At 68.0% G+C, this 15,968-nt stretch carries 13 protein-coding genes; 3 read left to right on the top strand and 10 right to left on the bottom strand.

Translation table 11 applies throughout. The features are described from left to right. Positions 1-15 precede the first annotated feature (15 nt). Positions 16-870, top strand: a complete 855-nt coding sequence (locus KIT53_RS18885) for a creatininase family protein (protein ID WP_297755931.1) — start codon at positions 16-18, stop codon at positions 868-870. Here the strand turns inward: KIT53_RS18885 and KIT53_RS18880 are convergent. After that, complete coding sequence (locus KIT53_RS18880) at positions 861-1,547, bottom strand: histidine phosphatase family protein (RefSeq protein WP_297755930.1); 687 nt, start codon at positions 1,545-1,547, stop codon at positions 861-863. The genes KIT53_RS18885 and KIT53_RS18880 overlap by 10 nt on opposite strands. 201 nt (positions 1,548-1,748) lie before the next feature. On the opposite strand from KIT53_RS18880, the gene KIT53_RS18875 reads away from it, so the two are divergent. Further along, complete coding sequence (locus KIT53_RS18875; RefSeq protein ID WP_297755928.1) at positions 1,749-4,022, top strand: ATP-binding protein; 2,274 nt, start codon at positions 1,749-1,751, stop codon at positions 4,020-4,022. On the opposite strand, the gene KIT53_RS18870 is transcribed toward KIT53_RS18875, so the two are convergent. The 7 genes from KIT53_RS18870 to KIT53_RS18840 are packed head-to-tail and all read right to left on the bottom strand — an operon-like array spanning position 4,006 to position 9,748. Further along, a complete protein-coding gene (locus KIT53_RS18870; protein ID WP_297755926.1) occupies positions 4,006-4,983 on the bottom strand; it encodes a threonine dehydratase in 978 nt (325 codons plus the stop codon). The genes KIT53_RS18875 and KIT53_RS18870 overlap by 17 nt on opposite strands. Before the next feature lie 4 nt (positions 4,984-4,987). Further along, positions 4,988-5,461: a cupin domain-containing protein gene (locus KIT53_RS18865; protein ID WP_297755925.1), complete on the bottom strand. Its 474-nt coding sequence runs from the start codon at positions 5,459-5,461 to the stop codon at positions 4,988-4,990. After that, positions 5,458-6,309, bottom strand: a complete 852-nt coding sequence (locus KIT53_RS18860; RefSeq protein WP_297755924.1) for a PhzF family phenazine biosynthesis protein — start codon at positions 6,307-6,309, stop codon at positions 5,458-5,460. Before KIT53_RS18860 ends, KIT53_RS18865 begins: the two co-directional genes overlap by 4 nt. 14 nt (positions 6,310-6,323) lie before the next feature. Further along, positions 6,324-6,938: a glutathione S-transferase gene (locus KIT53_RS18855; RefSeq protein ID WP_297755922.1), complete on the bottom strand. Its 615-nt coding sequence runs from the start codon at positions 6,936-6,938 to the stop codon at positions 6,324-6,326. A gap of 2 nt (positions 6,939-6,940) precedes the next feature. Continuing rightward, complete coding sequence (locus KIT53_RS18850) at positions 6,941-8,152, bottom strand: PLP-dependent aminotransferase family protein (protein ID WP_297755920.1); 1,212 nt, start codon at positions 8,150-8,152, stop codon at positions 6,941-6,943. 22 nt (positions 8,153-8,174) lie between these two features. Beyond that, positions 8,175-9,137 (bottom strand): DMT family transporter, encoded by a 963-nt coding sequence (locus tag KIT53_RS18845; RefSeq protein ID WP_297755918.1) that lies wholly within the window; start codon positions 9,135-9,137, stop codon positions 8,175-8,177. Further along, complete coding sequence (locus KIT53_RS18840) at positions 9,134-9,748, bottom strand: LysE family translocator (protein WP_297755917.1); 615 nt, start codon at positions 9,746-9,748, stop codon at positions 9,134-9,136. Before KIT53_RS18840 ends, KIT53_RS18845 begins: the two co-directional genes overlap by 4 nt. A gap of 149 nt (positions 9,749-9,897) precedes the next feature. On the opposite strand from KIT53_RS18840, the gene KIT53_RS18835 reads away from it, so the two are divergent. Further along, positions 9,898-11,334 (top strand): PLP-dependent aminotransferase family protein, encoded by a 1,437-nt coding sequence (locus tag KIT53_RS18835; RefSeq protein WP_297755916.1) that lies wholly within the window; start codon positions 9,898-9,900, stop codon positions 11,332-11,334. A gap of 20 nt (positions 11,335-11,354) precedes the next feature. On the opposite strand, the gene KIT53_RS18830 is transcribed toward KIT53_RS18835, so the two are convergent. Continuing rightward, complete coding sequence (locus KIT53_RS18830) at positions 11,355-13,604, bottom strand: PAS domain-containing hybrid sensor histidine kinase/response regulator (RefSeq protein WP_297755913.1); 2,250 nt, start codon at positions 13,602-13,604, stop codon at positions 11,355-11,357. 50 nt (positions 13,605-13,654) lie between these two features. Beyond that, positions 13,655-15,550, bottom strand: a complete 1,896-nt coding sequence (locus tag KIT53_RS18825; protein ID WP_297755911.1) for an ATP-binding cassette domain-containing protein — start codon at positions 15,548-15,550, stop codon at positions 13,655-13,657. Positions 15,551-15,968 lie beyond the last annotated feature (418 nt).

Raw genomic sequence — 15,968 nt, 5'->3', positions numbered from 1 at the left:
CCTTAAGATGCGCACATGTCCGTCGCCCCCTCCCGCCACTGGTCCGACCTCACCACCGCCGACTTCGCCGCGCTGGACAAGGCCCGGGCCATCGCCGTGCTGCCGGTGGCGGCCACCGAGCAACACGGCCCGCACCTGCCGCTGTCGGTGGACACCGACATCGCCAACGGCATCGTCGCGGCGGCACTGCCGCATCTGGCGGCCGATCTGCCTGCGTTGTTCCTGCCCACCCAGGCCCTGGGCTTCAGCCCGGAGCACACCCGCTTCGCCGGCACACTCACGCTCAAGGCGGAGACCGTGCTGCGCCTGTGGACCGAGATCGGTGAATGCGTGGCCGCCAGTGGCGTGAAGAAGCTCGTGCTGTTCAACGCGCATGGGGGGCAGGTCGGTGCGATGGACCTGGTCGCGCGTGACCTGCGCGCGCGCTTGGGCATGCTGGTCTACAGCGTGAGCTGGTTCAACCTGCCGCTGATCGGCGCGGATGGTCAGGACGTCAACGCCCTGTTCAGTGCCGACGAACACCGCTTTGGCATCCATGCTGGCGAGATCGAGACCTCGCTCATGCTGGCCTTGGCGCCGCAGCGTGTCCGCATGGCGCAGGCCGAGTACTTCCGCTCCACCTCGCAGGACCGTGCGCAGCGTTTTTCCATCCTGGGCAATGGCCGCAGCGCCAAGCTGGGCTGGCAAATACAGGACTACAACGCGAATGGGGCGGTTGGCCATGCGAGTGCGGGTACCGCCGCCAAGGGGCAGGCCCTGCTCGATGCGGCGGGCCGCGCCCTGGCGCAGATGCTGGCAGAAATCGACCGCCTGCCCGCCGACACGCTGAGCGAGCGCACCGCCTACCAGTCCATGCCCGGTCAGGCGTAGGTCACCCAGTCCCGGACCTCCGGGTGGTCCAGGTGGGGCAGGGTGTTGTAGGTGAGCAGCGTGTGGCGCTTGGGGGAGAACTGGAACTCCGTGACCGCGCTGTTGCGTATGCGCAGGTTCAGTTCGATCGTGGCCTCCGGGCTCAAGCCCAGCACGTGGCCCACGGCGGTGGCGATCGGGCCGCCGCTGGAGACCAGCAGCACCTGGCTGCCCACAGGGTGGGCACGCACCTGGTCCAGGGCGTCGGTCACGCCGCGCACGAAATCGTTGTAGCTGGGCATGCCGCGCGGGCTGACGGTGCCCGCCATCCATTGCGCGAGCCCGTCGCGCAGCAGGCGGAAGTGGCGGCGGTAGAGCTCGGGCGCTTCGGCGGCGCTGCGCGGCCGCTCCAGCGGGTGTGGGTGGATTGCCTCGATCACGGCCTCGCTGTCGTACTCATTCAGGCCCGGCCAGGGCAGGGCCTGGGGCAGGCCGCTCGCAGCGCCCTCGGCAATGCCCGCCAGGGTCTGGGTGTGGCGGCGCAGCGTGCCTGTGAGGATGGCGTCGAATCGCAGCCCGCGTTCGGCCCAGTATTGCCCCAGTCGCACGCTTTGCCGGTGGCCCAGTTCACTGAGTTGGTCGTAGTCGTCCGCGCCAAAAGAGGCCTGGCCATGCCGCACGAGGTAGAGCGTTCCCATGGCCGGGATTCTGGGTCAGGGCTTCGCGCCCGCTTTGTCCCGGCAGCGACTGGCGGCCCGCCTGGCAGTCGCGCAGGCGTCTGCCCCTGGACCTGATCGAAAGAACTCGCCGTCGTTTGGGGCGGTATTCCAAGGCTTGGACCTGGGTGGCCGTGGTTCAATCCAGCGGGATGTCCCCCTTGATTGACCATGCTGTTTGACATGCAGACGTTGCTGGCCGTCCGGCTGGGCATCGACATGCTCATCGGCCTGGCCTTCTGGGGCCAGATGCGCCGCTATCCCAGCATCGGTGGTCCCGGCTGGTGGGCGCTGTCGGCGGTAGCCGCCATCGTCGGCTCGCTGGGCATGCTGATGCGCGGCTTCGGGCCCGAGGTCTTCACGGTGGCCGTGGCCAACAGCATGTTCACCGTGGGCGGCCTGCTGGCCTGGATGGGGCTGCGCAGCTACCTGAACTTCTCCCGTCCCACCAGCCGGGTGGTGGTCGCCTCCGTGGCCGTGGTGGCCGCGCAACTGCTCTTCCTGCAGGTCTGGGACCTGCCGCCGGTCCGCCAGTTGATCTTCGTGCTGACCACCGTGGCCATCATGGTCCTGGCTTTGCGAGACATGGTGCGCGCCGATCCTCAGCGCCAGGTGCCCGAGCTGCAGGCGCTCAAGCTGCTCACGGGGGTGGAAGCCACCGTCCTGGTGGGCTTCGCGGCGGCGGTGCCACTGGGGGGCATCTCGCTGGAGGTCGCGGCACCGGTCACGCTGTTCTTCTTCGTGCTCGCGCGCCTGCTGCGCGTGATGCTGTATGGCACGCTGTTGTCGCACCGGCTGCGGCAGGAGGGTGACCGCGCACGCCAGGGGCTGCAGGCCCGCGAGGCCAACTCGCGCGCGCTGATCGACAACCTGAGTGCCGGCGTGATGGTGTTCCGTCCGGACCATACGCTGTCCAGCATCAACAGCGCAGCGCGCTGCTTTCTGGGCTGGAGCGAGGGCGGAGCCAACAGCGCGCTGCCCGAACCCACCATGGCGGCCTGGAACATGCTGCGCGAGGACGGACAACCCATGCGTCGGCACGAGATGCCTTTCGAGCGGGTTCTGGCCACCGGCCTGCCGGTGCGCAGCGTGATCGTGGGCGTGCCCGTGATGCAGGCAGGCGAGGTGCGCTGGGCCCTGTGCAACGCCTACCCGGAACTGACGTCGCAAGGCGCGTTGCGCCACGTGGTGGTTACCTTCATCGACATCACGTCGCTGCGCGAAGTGCAGGCGCAGCAGAAGCGCCTGCAGGCCCAGCTCGCGCAGTCGCAGAAGATGGAGGCGCTGGGCACCCTGGCTGGCGGTGTGGCGCACGACTTCAACAACATCCTGGCCGCGATCCTCGGCAACGCGGATCTGGCTCGGCAGGATCTCGCACCCGACGCGTCCTCGCGTGAAAGCCTGCACGAGATCAGCACCGCGGCCAGGCGTGGGCGCGAGCTGGTGCGGCAGATTCTCGCGTTCAGCCGCCAGCAGCCGGCCGAGCGCACCCCGGTGCGCGTGGGCGACATCGCCACCGAGTCGTGCACGCTGCTGCGCGCGGCCCTGCCTTCGCAAGTGCAACTGCTGCTGGAATGCCAGCCGGATACGCCGCTGATCCTGGCCGACGCGACCCAGATGGGACAGGTGCTGATCAACCTGGGGACGAATGCCGTGCATGCCATGCACGGGCGGCCGGGGCGCGTGAGCTATTTGGTGGACCGCGTGGCCCATGATGACCCGCGTCTGCCGCGCGAGGTGGCTCAGGCCTGCGCGCAGGTGGGTGCGGATGCGGCCCGGGTGCGCGTGCAGGACACCGGCTGCGGCATGGCCGAAGACGTGTTGCAGCGCATCTTCGAACCCTTCTTCACCACCAAGTCTTCCGGCCAGGGCACCGGTCTGGGGCTGGCGGTGGTGTTGGGCATCGTGCAGATGCACGGCGGCGACATCGACGTGAGCAGCCAACCCGGCCAGGGCACCACCTTCACGCTGTATTTCCCCGGAGCGTCGCCCTCGGCGACAGCGAGCGCCGATGCGTTCACAATGGTCGCCACGACGCCCGCACACGGCGAAACCCTCTCGACGGAGACGATCCCCATGGCCGAAGACGCAGCGCACATCCTCTACCTCGACGACGACGACACCCTGGTGTTTCTGGTGCGCCGTCTGCTGGAGCGCCGCGGCTACCGGGTGACCGCCTTCACCGATCAGCGCCAGGCCATCGAGGCGGTGCGCGCCGACCCCCAGGGCTTCCACCTGCTGCTCACCGACTACAACATGCCCGGCATGTCCGGGCTGGACGTGGCCCGCGCCGTGCTCGAACTCAGTCCCGCACTGCCGGTGGCCGTGGCTTCGGGTTACATCACCGATGAACTGCAGGCCGAGGCGCGTGCCGCCGGCGTGCGCGAGGTGGTGTTCAAGACCGATGCCGTGGAGGCGTTCTGCGAAATCGTGGCGCGGCTCATCCGCCCGGCCTGAGCACCGAGGCCAGCATCGCGCTGTCCACGTTGCCGCCCGTGAGCGTGACGCCCACGGCCTGACCGCGCAGGGCATCCCGCTCCTTCCAGGCCGCCGCGAAGCTGGCCGCACCCGCCCCTTCGGCGACGTTGTGCGTATCGGCGAACAGCGTGCGCATGGCCTGCGCCACTTCCTCGTCGCTGACCTGCACGATGTGGTCGATGTGCGCTGCCATGTGCGCGAGCGCACCGGGCTCCGCCACGCGGCAGGCCATGCCGTCGGCCAGCACCGTGCTCACCGGGGCCTCCACCACCCGCCCCGCGGCCAGCGAATCCGCGTAGGTGGTGGCATGCGCGCTGACCACGCCGACGATGCGCGCACGGTGCCCGAGCGCGTTGCGCGCCGCGATGGCCGCGCAGGCCCCCGAGCCCAGGCCAATGGGCACGTAGACCACATCCAGCCCGGGCGCTGCGCGCAGGAATTCCCACCAATAAGTGCTCACGCCACGCAGCAGGTCGGTGTGAAAGCTCGGGACCATGTGCGCGCCGCTGGCCGCCGCCAGGGCCAGGGCGTGTTCGCGGCTGGCCTGGAAATCGTCGCCGTGTTCGACCAGGGTGGCGCCGAGGGAGCGCATGGCCGCGTTCTTCTCCACGGAATTGCCGTGCGGCACGACGATGGTGCAGGCCACGCCGTGCGCACGCGCAGCCCAGGCGACGCTCTGGCCATGGTTGCCGCGCGTGGCGCTGATCACGGCACGGGGCAAGGCCTGGCGCCGGCGCAACTGGTCGAAGTAGGTCAGGCCGCCGCGGATCTTGAAGGCACCCACGGGCGTGTGGTTCTCGTGCTTGACCCAGCAGTCGGTGCCCAGGCGCTGGCTGAGCGTGGCCCAGCGGTACTGCGGCGTGGGCGCAAAGGCCTGGTAGACCACCTCGGCGGCGGCCTCGATGTCCGGCAGTGTGGGCAGGGGCTGGTGGTGATCCATGGTCTCAGGCGTACGGTGAACCGTCCTTGTGGCAGAAGCGCCATTGCGCGCCTTCGCGCACCGCCATCAGGTCGTCGTCGGGGTAGGCGGCCTGGTCGCCGTCGGTGCGGTCGCCGATCTCCAGGTAGACCACTTCGTCGGCGGTGTCGTTCACCAGCCGGTGGCCGTTGCCGGTGCCAGCGGGGAAGCCCGCGCAGTCTCCCGGCGCCATCGGTGTGAGGCCGGCGTCGGTGTGCAGGGTGGGGTGGCCTTGCAGGACATAGATGAATTCGTCCTGCCGGCTGTGGCTGTGGCGCAGAGCGGACACCGCGCCCGGAGCCAGTCGGGTGAGGTTGACGCCAAAGTTCGTCAGGCCGAACAGGTCGCCCAGCGGGTGCTTGATGCGGCCCGCCATGCGCGAGGCGAAGGGCTCGGGGTAGTTGGACGCCTTGGTGCGTTGCGGGGCCTGCGCGGCGGTGAGGGCCACGGGTTTGTTCACAGCATCACCTCACCGTCGATGCAGGTGACCGAGCCACCACCCACCCAGATGGTCTGGCTGCCTTCGCGCTCGATGTGCACGCGGCCGGCACGGCCCAGTGCCGTGCCCTGCGCCGCTACGTAGCGGTCCGGGGCCAGGCCGGCACCGATCATCCACTGCGCCAATCCGGCATTGAGGCTGCCGGTGACCGGATCCTCGGCCAGCCCGTGGCGCGTGCGGAAGAAGCCCCGGACCTCGAAGGCGGTGTCAACGCCCGCAGGCTGTGGCCCCACCAGGCCGACTTCCATGTCGCCCAGCAGGCTGGCGTCGGGCCGGACGGCCAGCACCTGCGCGGCCGAGCGCAGCATCACCGCGCGCCAGGGCGGGCCGTTCTCGCACCAGGCGTGCGCCAGCACATCGCCGCGCGCCAGGCCGAGGCTGCGTGCGATCAGCGCCACGTCGGCTTCCTCCAGCGGACCGCTGCGCCGCAGCGGTGGGGCGGCGAAAGCCAGGCGTGGGCCGTCGCGTCGGATGCGCACCAACCCCACCCCGCATTCCTGCACCACGTGCGCCGCGCGTGGCTGGCCGCCCGCCTCCAGCCAGGCATGGCAACTGCCCAGTGTGGGGTGGCCGGCGAAGGGGAGTTCGCGCCCGGGGCAGAAGATGCGCACGCGGTAGTCGGCGCCAGCGGCGTGGCCTTCGTCGGTCGGTGGCAGCAGGAACGTGCACTCGGACAGGTTGGTCCAGTCGGTGAAGGCCTGCATGGCTTCGGTGCTCAGGCCGGTGCCGTCGAGCACCACACCCAGCGGGTTGCCCAGGTAGGGCGTCCCGGTGAAGACATCGACCTGTTTGTATGCGTGGGGGGTCATGGGCATCTCTCCGTTCAGGACAGGGGCAGGTCCAGCACGCCACGGCTGGCCGGCATGGCCAGCCAACCGGCGTACCAGCGTTCCAGGTGCGGCCAGGCCGGACGAGGCTGTGGCAGCCCCCACCAGCGATGCACCTCGCAGGCGATGGGGATGTCGGCCATGGTGAGCTGGTCGCCGGCCATGAAGTCGCGGCTGGCCAGGTGGTGGTCCAGCAGATCGAACAGGGGCTCGGTGGCGGCGACGGATTGCGCGATCAGGGCCGCATCGCGCCGCTCGGCCGGCGTGCGGATCCACTGCACGAAGGCCGGTCCGCTGGCGCGGTTGAGGGTGGTCTGCTGCCAGTCCATCCAACGCTCGGCGTCGAAGCGGGTCCGCAGATCCTGGGGATACAGCCGCCCGGCCTGGGCGCACAGGTAGCGCACGATGGCGTTCGACTCCCAGAGCGTGAAGTCGCCGTCCTGCAGCAGCGGGACCAGGCCATTGGGGTTGAGCCCTCGGTATTCGGGCGTGTCCACCACGCCGTAGGCCATGCCGGCGTCGGTGCGTGGCAGGTCCAGGTCCAGGACCTGCGCGCAGAGCACGACCTTGCGGACGTTGATCGAACTCAACCGACCCCAGAGCCTGCGCATGGTCAGGCTCCCTGCACCTGTTCGCGTATGGCTGCCGCCAGCGCTGCGATGCCGGTCTGGATCTGTTCCGCGCTCGCGGTCACGAAGCTCAGCCGCATGGTGCGTTCGTCGGGTTCACCGGCGAAGAAGGCGCTGCCCGGCACGAAGGCCACGCCGCGGTCCACCGCCTTGGGCAGCAGTTCGATCGCGCTGACGCCGGCCGGCAGGCGCACCCACAGGAACATCCCGCCGTCGGGCCGGTTCCACTGCACGTCCAGCCCGGCCATCTCGCGCTCCAGGCAGCCCAGCATGACCTCGCACTGGCGCTTGTAGAGCGCGCGGATGGTGGGCACGTGGCGGTCCAGGAAGCCGTCCTTGAGCACTTCGGCGACCATGCGCTGGTTGAAGCTGGGGCTGTGCAGGTCGGCCGCCTGCTTGGCTTGCAGCAGCTTGGGGTAGACGGCGCGCGGTGCCACGATGAAGCCCAGGCGCAGGCCGGGCGCGAGGATCTTGGAGAAAGAACCGAGGTACACGCCTCCTTCGGGGTTGAGCGCGGTCAGCGGTGACGGCGGCGCCTGGTGGAACCAGAGGTCGCCGTAGGGGTTGTCCTCCACCAGTGGCAGACCCGCCCGTGAGGCCTCGGCCACCAGCGCCTGGCGCCGCGCCAGGTCCATGCTGCGCCCGGTGGGGTTCTGGAAATTGGGCAGCACGTACAGGAAGCGCGGTGGCGCATCGCCCGCGCCCAACTGCCGCTGCAGCGCCGCCACGTCCACGCCGCCGGCATCGCTGGCCACACCCTCGATCCGCGGCTCCATGGGCGTGAACGCCTGCAGGGCACCGAGGTAGGTGGGCGTCTCCACCAGCAGGCGGCTGCCGGCGTCGATCAGCACCTTCGCCACCAGGTCCAGGCCTTGCTGCGAGCCGGTGGTGATCAGCACCTGCGCCGGATCCACCGGCCAGGGCAGGCTGGCGGCCACCCATTCGCGCAGCGGGCCATAGCCCTCGCTGGCGGCGTACTGCAGGGCGGCCGGTCCGTCGTCGCGCAGCACACGTTCGCAGGCTTCGCGCATGGCCTCCACCGGAAACGTGGCGGGCGAGGGAAGCCCGCCGGCAAAGCTGATGATCCCGGGGCGCTCGGTCACCTTGAGGATCTCGCGGATCACCGAGGGGTTCATGCGTTCGGCGCGGCGCGCCAGGGTCCAGTTGACAGGGGTGTGCAGGTCGTTCGGTTTCATCGGAAGCTCCGTTGCGATCGGATCAGGTTGTTCGGGAAGACAAGGTGTTTGCGCGCGAGCGCACCGTCTGCACCGGCATGCGCTTGCCGATGAACACGGTGGCGATCACGGCCAGGGCGAAGCCCAGGGTGAGGCCGTCCAGCTGTTCGCCGAGCAGGGGGATGGCGAACAGCATGCCGAGGAAGGGCTGGACCAGTTGCACCTGGCTCACGCGCACGGTGCCGCCCAGCGCCAGCCCACGGTACCAGGCAAAGAAGCCCAGCCACATGGAGAACACGGCGGTGTAGGCAAAGCCACCCCAGGCCGAAGGCTTCAATTCGCCCACTGGCCAGTGCAACAGCGCCAGGGGCAGCGTGATGGGCAGCGCAAGCACCAGCGCCCAGCAGATGACGTGCTCGGCCCGCATGCGCTGCGACAGCCGTGCGCCGTAGGCGTAGCCGACCGCCGCGCAGGCCATGGCCGCGAGCAGCAGGCCGTCGGCCGGGTGCAGGGCGAGACCGGGCTGACCGGAGCGCAGCAGGGCGAATCCCACCACCAGCGCACTGCCCAATACCGCGCACAGCCAGAACCCCACCGAGGGCCGCTGCCGGTAGAGCAGGGCGGCCACCGCGGCCGTGGCCAGTGGCAGAACGCCCACGATCACGCTGGCGTGCACCGCCTCCACATACCGCATCGCCACCGAGGTGAAGAGCGGGAAACCGAACACCACGCCGGCCGAGGTGAGGACCAGAGGCGCCAGATCCTCGCGGCGTGGCCAGGGTGCTCGCGTGGCCAGCAGGAAAAACGCCGAGAGCACGGCCGCCACCACCGCCCGGCCCAGCGCGACGAACACGCCGGACATCTGCGGCGCATCCACCGTGCCGGTGGCCAGCCGGGTCATGGGCAGCGTGAGGGCAAAGACGGTGACCCCGACAAACCCCAGCAGCATGCCCTTGTGCGTGTCCTGGCTCCACCAGGGGCGGGCGTCCGAAGTGCGGCGGTTCATACCTGGAGCATCCACAGAGCGGTGGCCACCAGCACCAGGGCAAGCACCCGGTTGAACCACCGCAGGCGCCGGCCCTGTGCCAGCCACTGGCGCAGCAGGGAGCCGATCAGGGCATAGAGAAAATTGCTGGTGAACGCGAAGAACACCATCACGGCGCAGATCAGCGCCAGGCGTTCGCCGGGGTTGCTGGCGGGGCTGCCTTCGGCGTTCACGACCCAGCCGGCGGTGAGCGTCAGGCCCAGCATCCAGGCCTTGATGTTGAGGAACTGCAGGCCGACGCCGTGCAGGAACGTGACGTTCAGGCGCGAGGTGTCCGCTTCGGCGAGCCGGCTGGCGCCGGCCAGCTTCCACGCCAGCCACAGCATGTAGGCCACGCCCAGCAGCTTCACGCCCCAGCGCAGCGCCGGCAGGCTCTGCACCAGCACACCCACGCCCAAGCCGCAGGCCAGCATCAGCAGTGTCCATCCGATGGGAACCGCCACGCAGAACCGCAGCGCGCGGCGCAGCCCCAGGTTGGCCGCCAGCGCGGTGGACAAGGTGGTGTTCGGCCCGGGCGAAAAGCTCATGGCGGAGCAGAGCAGCAGCAGGGCGGTGAGCTCGGACGGGCTCATGGTGGGGCGGGTATGTCTCGTGATGGTGGTGACGCTGAATTCAATGTAATCTTCCAAAGCAGTACACAATCAATACAGTTTGCCAGCGCAGTTGGTGTTCTGTATTGGTCGCCGTGACAGTACAGGACCCGTTCCCAGGATGCCCTTCCATGTTGATGAAGACCTCCGCACAATCCCTGACCGAGCAACTCGCTGCCCGCTTTGCCGAACGGGTGCGCCACCGCCTGCTGGCGCCGGGCGCGCGCCTGCCTTCCGTGCGCCAGTGCGCGCAGCAGCATGGCGTGAGCCCGTCCACCGTGGTGGCGGCCTACGACCAGTTGCTGGCGCAGGGCCTGATCGTGGCCCGCAAGAACCGGGGGTTCTTCGTGCGCGATGCGCAGCCGCCGCGTGCCCACGGTGCGGCGGTCGAGGCGCCCGCCCGCATGGCCGGGCCGCTGCCCGGCCAGCCTGCCAGGGGCGGCGATGCGCCTATCAGCGCCGCCACCCTGATCCGCGGCATGTTCCACAAGGTCAGCCAGAAGCCGCAGCCGGGCATGGGTGTGTTTCCCCCCGACTGGATGGAGTCCACCTTCATGCCGGCGGCGGTGCGCAAGGTCACGGGCACGCGCTCTCTGCAGGAGTTTTCGTTGCAGTACGGGGAGCCCTTGGGCGACGGCGGCCTGCGCCGCCTGCTGGCGCAGAAGCTCTCGACCCTGAACATCCATACCAGCGCCGAGCACATCATCACCACCGTGGGTGCCACGCACGCTCTGGACATCGTCAGCCGCACCCTGTTGCGCACCGGGGATCCGGTGATGGTGGAGGAGCCGGGCTGGGCGGTGGAGTTCGCGCGGCTGTCCGCGCTGGGCATGCGCATCCTGCCGGTGCCGCGCGGACCCGATGGGCCGGACCTGGCGGTGATGGCGCGTTACTGCGAGGTACACCAACCCAAGCTGTACGTCAGCGTGAGCGTGTTCCACAACCCGACCGGCTACTGCCTGTCGCCTGGCAGCGCGCACCGCCTGCTGCAACTGGCCAACCAGCACGGTTTTCATATCGTCGAGGACGACACGTACAGCCACATTGCGCCCGAACATGCGACGCGACTGAGTGCGCTGGATGGACTGCAGCGAACCATCTACGTGAGTGGCTTTGCCAAGATACTGGCGCCCAACTGGCGCATCGGTTACATGGCGGCGCCGCAGGCGCTGGTGGAGCCCCTGCTGGATACCAAGTTGCTGACCACCCTGACCACGCCGGCCTTGCTGGAGAAAGCGCTGGCCCTGTGCATCGAGCAAGGCCAGTTGCGCCGGCATGCCGAGCGCATCCGGACCCGGCTTGACGCCGCGCGTGCGCGCAGCATCAAGCTGGCGTTGGCGGCGGGTTGCCGTTTCGCGGCCGAGCCAGTCGGCCTGTTCGGGTGGGTCGACACGGGCGTGGACACCGACGCACTGGCCCAGCGCATGCTGGATGAGGGGTACCTGATCGCTCCGGGAGCCCTGTTTCACGCCGCGCGTGCGCCGAGCACGCTGATGCGCATCAACTTCGCCACCACACAGGACGCCGCGTTCTGGCGTGTCTTCTCACGCCTGACGCGCGCCGCCTGATCCGTCCGTCGCCATCCGCCTCAGTGGCGGGTGTCGAACAGGTCGCGGTTGTCGGGTTGCAGGATGTCGGCCAGCGCCTGATCGATCTGGCGCGCCTCCACCTGCAGCAGGGGCAAAGCCCGGGCGAACAGGTGCCAGTCGCCCGAGCGAGCGGCCAATTCCAGGCCTTTGGCCAGTCGTGCGCCACGCTCTGCCGTCATGCTGCCCAGAGAGCCCTTCAGGCCATGGGCATGCGCCACGGCGGCCGACTTGTCCCGGGACTCCAGTGCCTTTTGCAGCTCGATCTGGCGTGAGGCCAGATCGGCCCGCATGACCAGCGCGAGCTGGCGCAGCGTGTCCTCGTCGCCGTCCAGGCGGCGCAACAGCTTCTCCACGTCCAGCGCCTCGAGATGGTTGGTCGCCCGCGGCGCCATGGACGCCGGCTCACCAATGGCCGGTGGGAGGGTGTCCACTTCCGAAGGCCAGTGAGGGGCGGTCTCCGGCGCCGCCTCGTCCTGCAGTTGCGCTTGCGCAGCGGCCTCGCGCAGTTGCAGCACGCGGTCCAGTTCCTGGATCAGGGCCTGCGGACTCACCGGCTTGGCCGTATAGCCGTCCATGCCCGCCGCCAGGCAGGCCTCCCGGTCGCCAGCCATGGCGTTGGCCGTCACCGCGACGATGGGCGTGTGGGGCAGCTTGCGCCGCGCCTCCATCGCACGGATCTCCCGCGTGGCATCCAGCCCGCTCATGCCAGGCATCTGCACGTCCATGAGAACCAGATCGACGCCACCCTGCTCCCATTGCGCCACCGCCTGCACGCCCCCGCGCGCCACGCGCACCGTGCAGCCCATGCGCAGCAGCAGTTGGCGCATCATCAGTTCGTTGACGGGATGGTCCTCGGCCAGCAGTACGACCAGACCCACGTAGCGCTGGTTGGTCTGCGTCATGTCCATGAGCTCCGTGGAGACATGGATGTGCGCCAGCAGGTCCGCCGGTGCTTCACGCAGCGGCAGGGTGACGCTGAACGTGCTGCCCTGGCCCAGTTCGCTCTGCAGCGATATGTCGCCCCCCATCAACCGGGCCAGTCGCGAGCAGATGGCCAGTCCCAGGCCACTGCCGCCATAGCGCCGGGCGGTGGACGCGTCGGCCTGGGTGAAGGCATCAAAGATGTTGTCCTGGTGCTTGCGGGCGATGCCTACCCCGGTGTCGCGCACGTGCAGCAGCCACTGCCGCTGTCCGTCCCCGGAAAGTGCCGGCGTACCGATGGCCTTGATCTCGATCAGGCCACCTTTGGGCGTGAACTTGATGGCGTTGGAAAGCAGGTTGCTCAAGACCTGCCGCAGCCGGCCCGGATCCCCCACCACCCAGCGCGGCAGCGCTTCGTCGAAGTCGAAACGGATGTCCAGCGGCTTTTCCCTGGCTTGCTCCATGTAGGGCGCGAGCCCTTGCTCGAGAGTCTCTCGAAGATCGAAACGCGTCTGCTCGATCTGCAGCTTGCCCGCTTCGATGCGCGAAAGATCCAGTACGTCGTTGAGCAATTCCAGCAGATTGCGCGCCGAGTTGTCCATCAGCGACAGCCAGTTCGCCTGCTCCGCATTCAGCGGTGAGTCCATCAGCATGCGGGTCAGGCCCATGATGGCATTGAGCGGCGTGCGCACCTCGTGGCTGATGTTGGCCAGGAACTCGCTTTTGGCGCGACTGGCCTGCTCCGCCAGCTCACGCGCGCGCGCGCTGTCCTGCTCCATGCGCTTGCGCTCGCGAATGTCGCTGATCGTGCCCATGAGGCGCAACGGCTTGCCTTTGGGGTCGTGCTCCGCCACCATGCCGTGCGTTTCCACCCACAGCCAGCCCTCGGCGGTGCGTACCCGGTGCTGCACGACTGCCCGCTGCACGCGGCCTTCCAGCAAGGCCTTGAGCTGTACCCGGATGGTCTCGATGTCCTCCGGGTGCAGGCGCGCCTGCAGGTCGTTGACCTCCCAGTAGCCATCAGCGGCCACATCTCCCAGCAATTCGCCCCACCGGGCCGTCAGGAACACCTGGGTCGCCGGCATCTGCCAGTCCCACAGCGCCAGCCCGGCGGCATCAACGGCCAACTGCAGGCGGTCCCTCGTCTCGTCAAGCGCCTCTTCCGCCAGCAGGCGGCTGTTGGATTCGCGGTGCACGGTGCTGCGCAGCCGATCCAACTCCCGGTTCTGGTGTTCCAGCTCGGTCAGCAACCGTTGCGTGCGCTCGCGCTCCTGCTGAAGCTCGTTCAGCGTGCGTTGCAGATCGAAGGCAAGACGGTCTGGCGTCATGGGCTGTTCAAGAGGGCATTCTGGCGCTGAGGGTTTCCCGGACGGGGACCTCAGCTGCCGCCAAGCGCCTCCCAGCGCTCCAGGGCCTGAAGCCATTCTTCTTCGATTTCGGCGTGGCGCTGGCCAAGTTGAGCCGCACGGACCGGGTCGCTGTGAAAAAGTTGACCGCCATCGAGATCTCTATCGATCGACACCTGCTCGGCCTCCAGTGCCGCGATCCGCCCGGGCAGTGCTTCAAACTCGCGTTGCTCTTTGTAGCTCAGTTTGCGCTTTCCTGGGGCGGCGGGCGCCGGCCGGTGAGCCGGCGCCGACGAAGCCGGCTTCGTCGGCGCAGCCGCGGGTGCCGCAGCGGCGGGCTGAGGAGCCCTTGCCGACTGCGTCAGCCAGTCCTGCACGTCGCCTACGTACTCGCGCCATCGCCCATCGCCCTCGAACACCAGTGTGCTGGTCACCACGTTGTCCAGGAAACGGCGGTCGTGGCTGACCAGAAACACCGTGCCCTCGTATTGTTGCAACAAGTCCTCCAGCAACTCCAGCGTATCGATGTCCAGATCGTTGGTGGGCTCATCCAGCACCAGCACATTGGCCGGGCGGGCGAACAGCCGCGCCAGCAACAGACGGTTGCGTTCTCCCCCCGAGAGCGTGCTCACAGGCGCGTTGGCGCGCGCCGGAGAGAAGAGGAAATCGCCCAGATAGCTCTTGACATGGGTGCGCTTGCTGCCGATCTCGATCCACTCGCTGCCCGGGCTGATGAAGTCCTCCAGCGTCGCGTTCAGGTCGAGTTGGTCGCGCATCTGGTCGAAGTAAGCCACACTCAGGCGGCTGCCTTGCCGCACCAGGCCGGCCTGCGGAGCCAGTTCCCCGAGGATGATCTTCAGCAAAGTGGTCTTGCCGGCGCCATTCGGGCCCATCACTCCAATCTTGTCACCGCGCAGCACCGTCGTCGAGAAGTCGCGAATCACGGTGCGGCTGCCGCCATCGGCGGTGGGGAAGGCGTGGCTCACCCTCTCCAGTTCCGCGACGATCTTGCCGCTGGCTGTGCCACTGGCCACTTCCATCTTGACTTGGCCGAGCGCGTCCCGGCGTTGGGCCCGTTGCTCGCGCAGCCTCTCCAGGCGCGTGATGCGGCCCTGCGCCCGCGTGCGGCGCGCCTCCACACCCTTGCGAATCCACACCTCTTCCTGCGCCAGAAGCTTGTCTGCACGGGCGTTCATCACCGCCTCCTGCGCCATCTGCTCCTCCTTGAGTGCCTGGTAGCGGGCGAAGTTGCCCGGGTAGCTCAAGAGTCGGCCCCGGTCCAGTTCAACCATGCGTGTCGCCACCCGGTCCAGGAACGCCCGGTCGTGGCTGATGGTCACGACGCTGCCCTTGTATTCCAGCAGCAAGTCTTCCAGCCAGGTGATGCTGTCCATATCCAGGTGGTTGGTCGGCTCGTCCAGCAGCAGGACGTCTGGGCGGCTGACCAGAGCCTGCGCCAGCGCGACCCGTTTGCGGTTCCCACCCGAAAGTTCTCCGACAAGGGCATCACCCTGTAGATGCAGGCGCTGCAGAGTTTCTTCTACGCGCTGCTCCCAGTTCCAGGCATCCAGCGCCTCGATGCGGTTCTGAAGTGCGTCCAGATCCAGCCCCTCCGCTTCACTGAGATACAAATCCCGCGCCGACCGCGCGTCCGCCAGGCCCATGCTGGCGGCCTCAAATACGGAGGAGGACGGGTCCAGTGCCGGCTCTTGTGCCACATACGCCACCCGCAGCCCGGTCTGGAACTGCAAGATGCCATCGTCGGGCTTCTCCAGCGAAGCCAGTATCTTCAGAAGCGAGGATTTGCCAGTGCCGTTACGGCCGATCAGCCCAACCCTTTCCTGGGTCTCCAGAGAGAAGTCGGCGTGATCGAGCAAGGCAACGTGGCCAAAGGCCAGTTGCGCGTCTTGTAGTGTGAGGAGTGCCATGCCAAGCGTGATGCCAAGGGACTCTGATTATCCTTGTGCCCTCGCTGCGTACGCGCGGCCACGCGAGTCCCGCCGCCGGAACGACCGACGAAAAAGTTGGAGCGACTTTGACCAAAGCGCAAAAACTGTCGTATACTGCAAGGCTTCGCTGCTCACTTTGCAGCAAAGCAAGGCCGGCACACAAGCCTTGTGCTTCGCAAGAAGCAGGGGAAAAGAAAATCGCAAGATTTTTGACAGTCCTCTGAAAACTGTGTCATAATCTGAGGCTCTGCTGATCGCGGCGGGGTTTGAGTGAAAAGGGTGGTTGCAAAGCTGCCTGAGTCACTGGATCATTAAAAACATACAGCCGATAAGCGTGGGCGTTTGAAGGCGATTGCGAAGAAGGACTCGAAAGAGTCCAGGTCGCAAGACCAACAAG

Source organism: Hydrogenophaga sp. (genome assembly GCF_026125785.1).
Classification (GTDB): domain Bacteria; phylum Pseudomonadota; class Gammaproteobacteria; order Burkholderiales; family Burkholderiaceae_C; genus Hydrogenophaga.
This window is presented reverse-complemented; position numbering and strand designations above follow the sequence as displayed.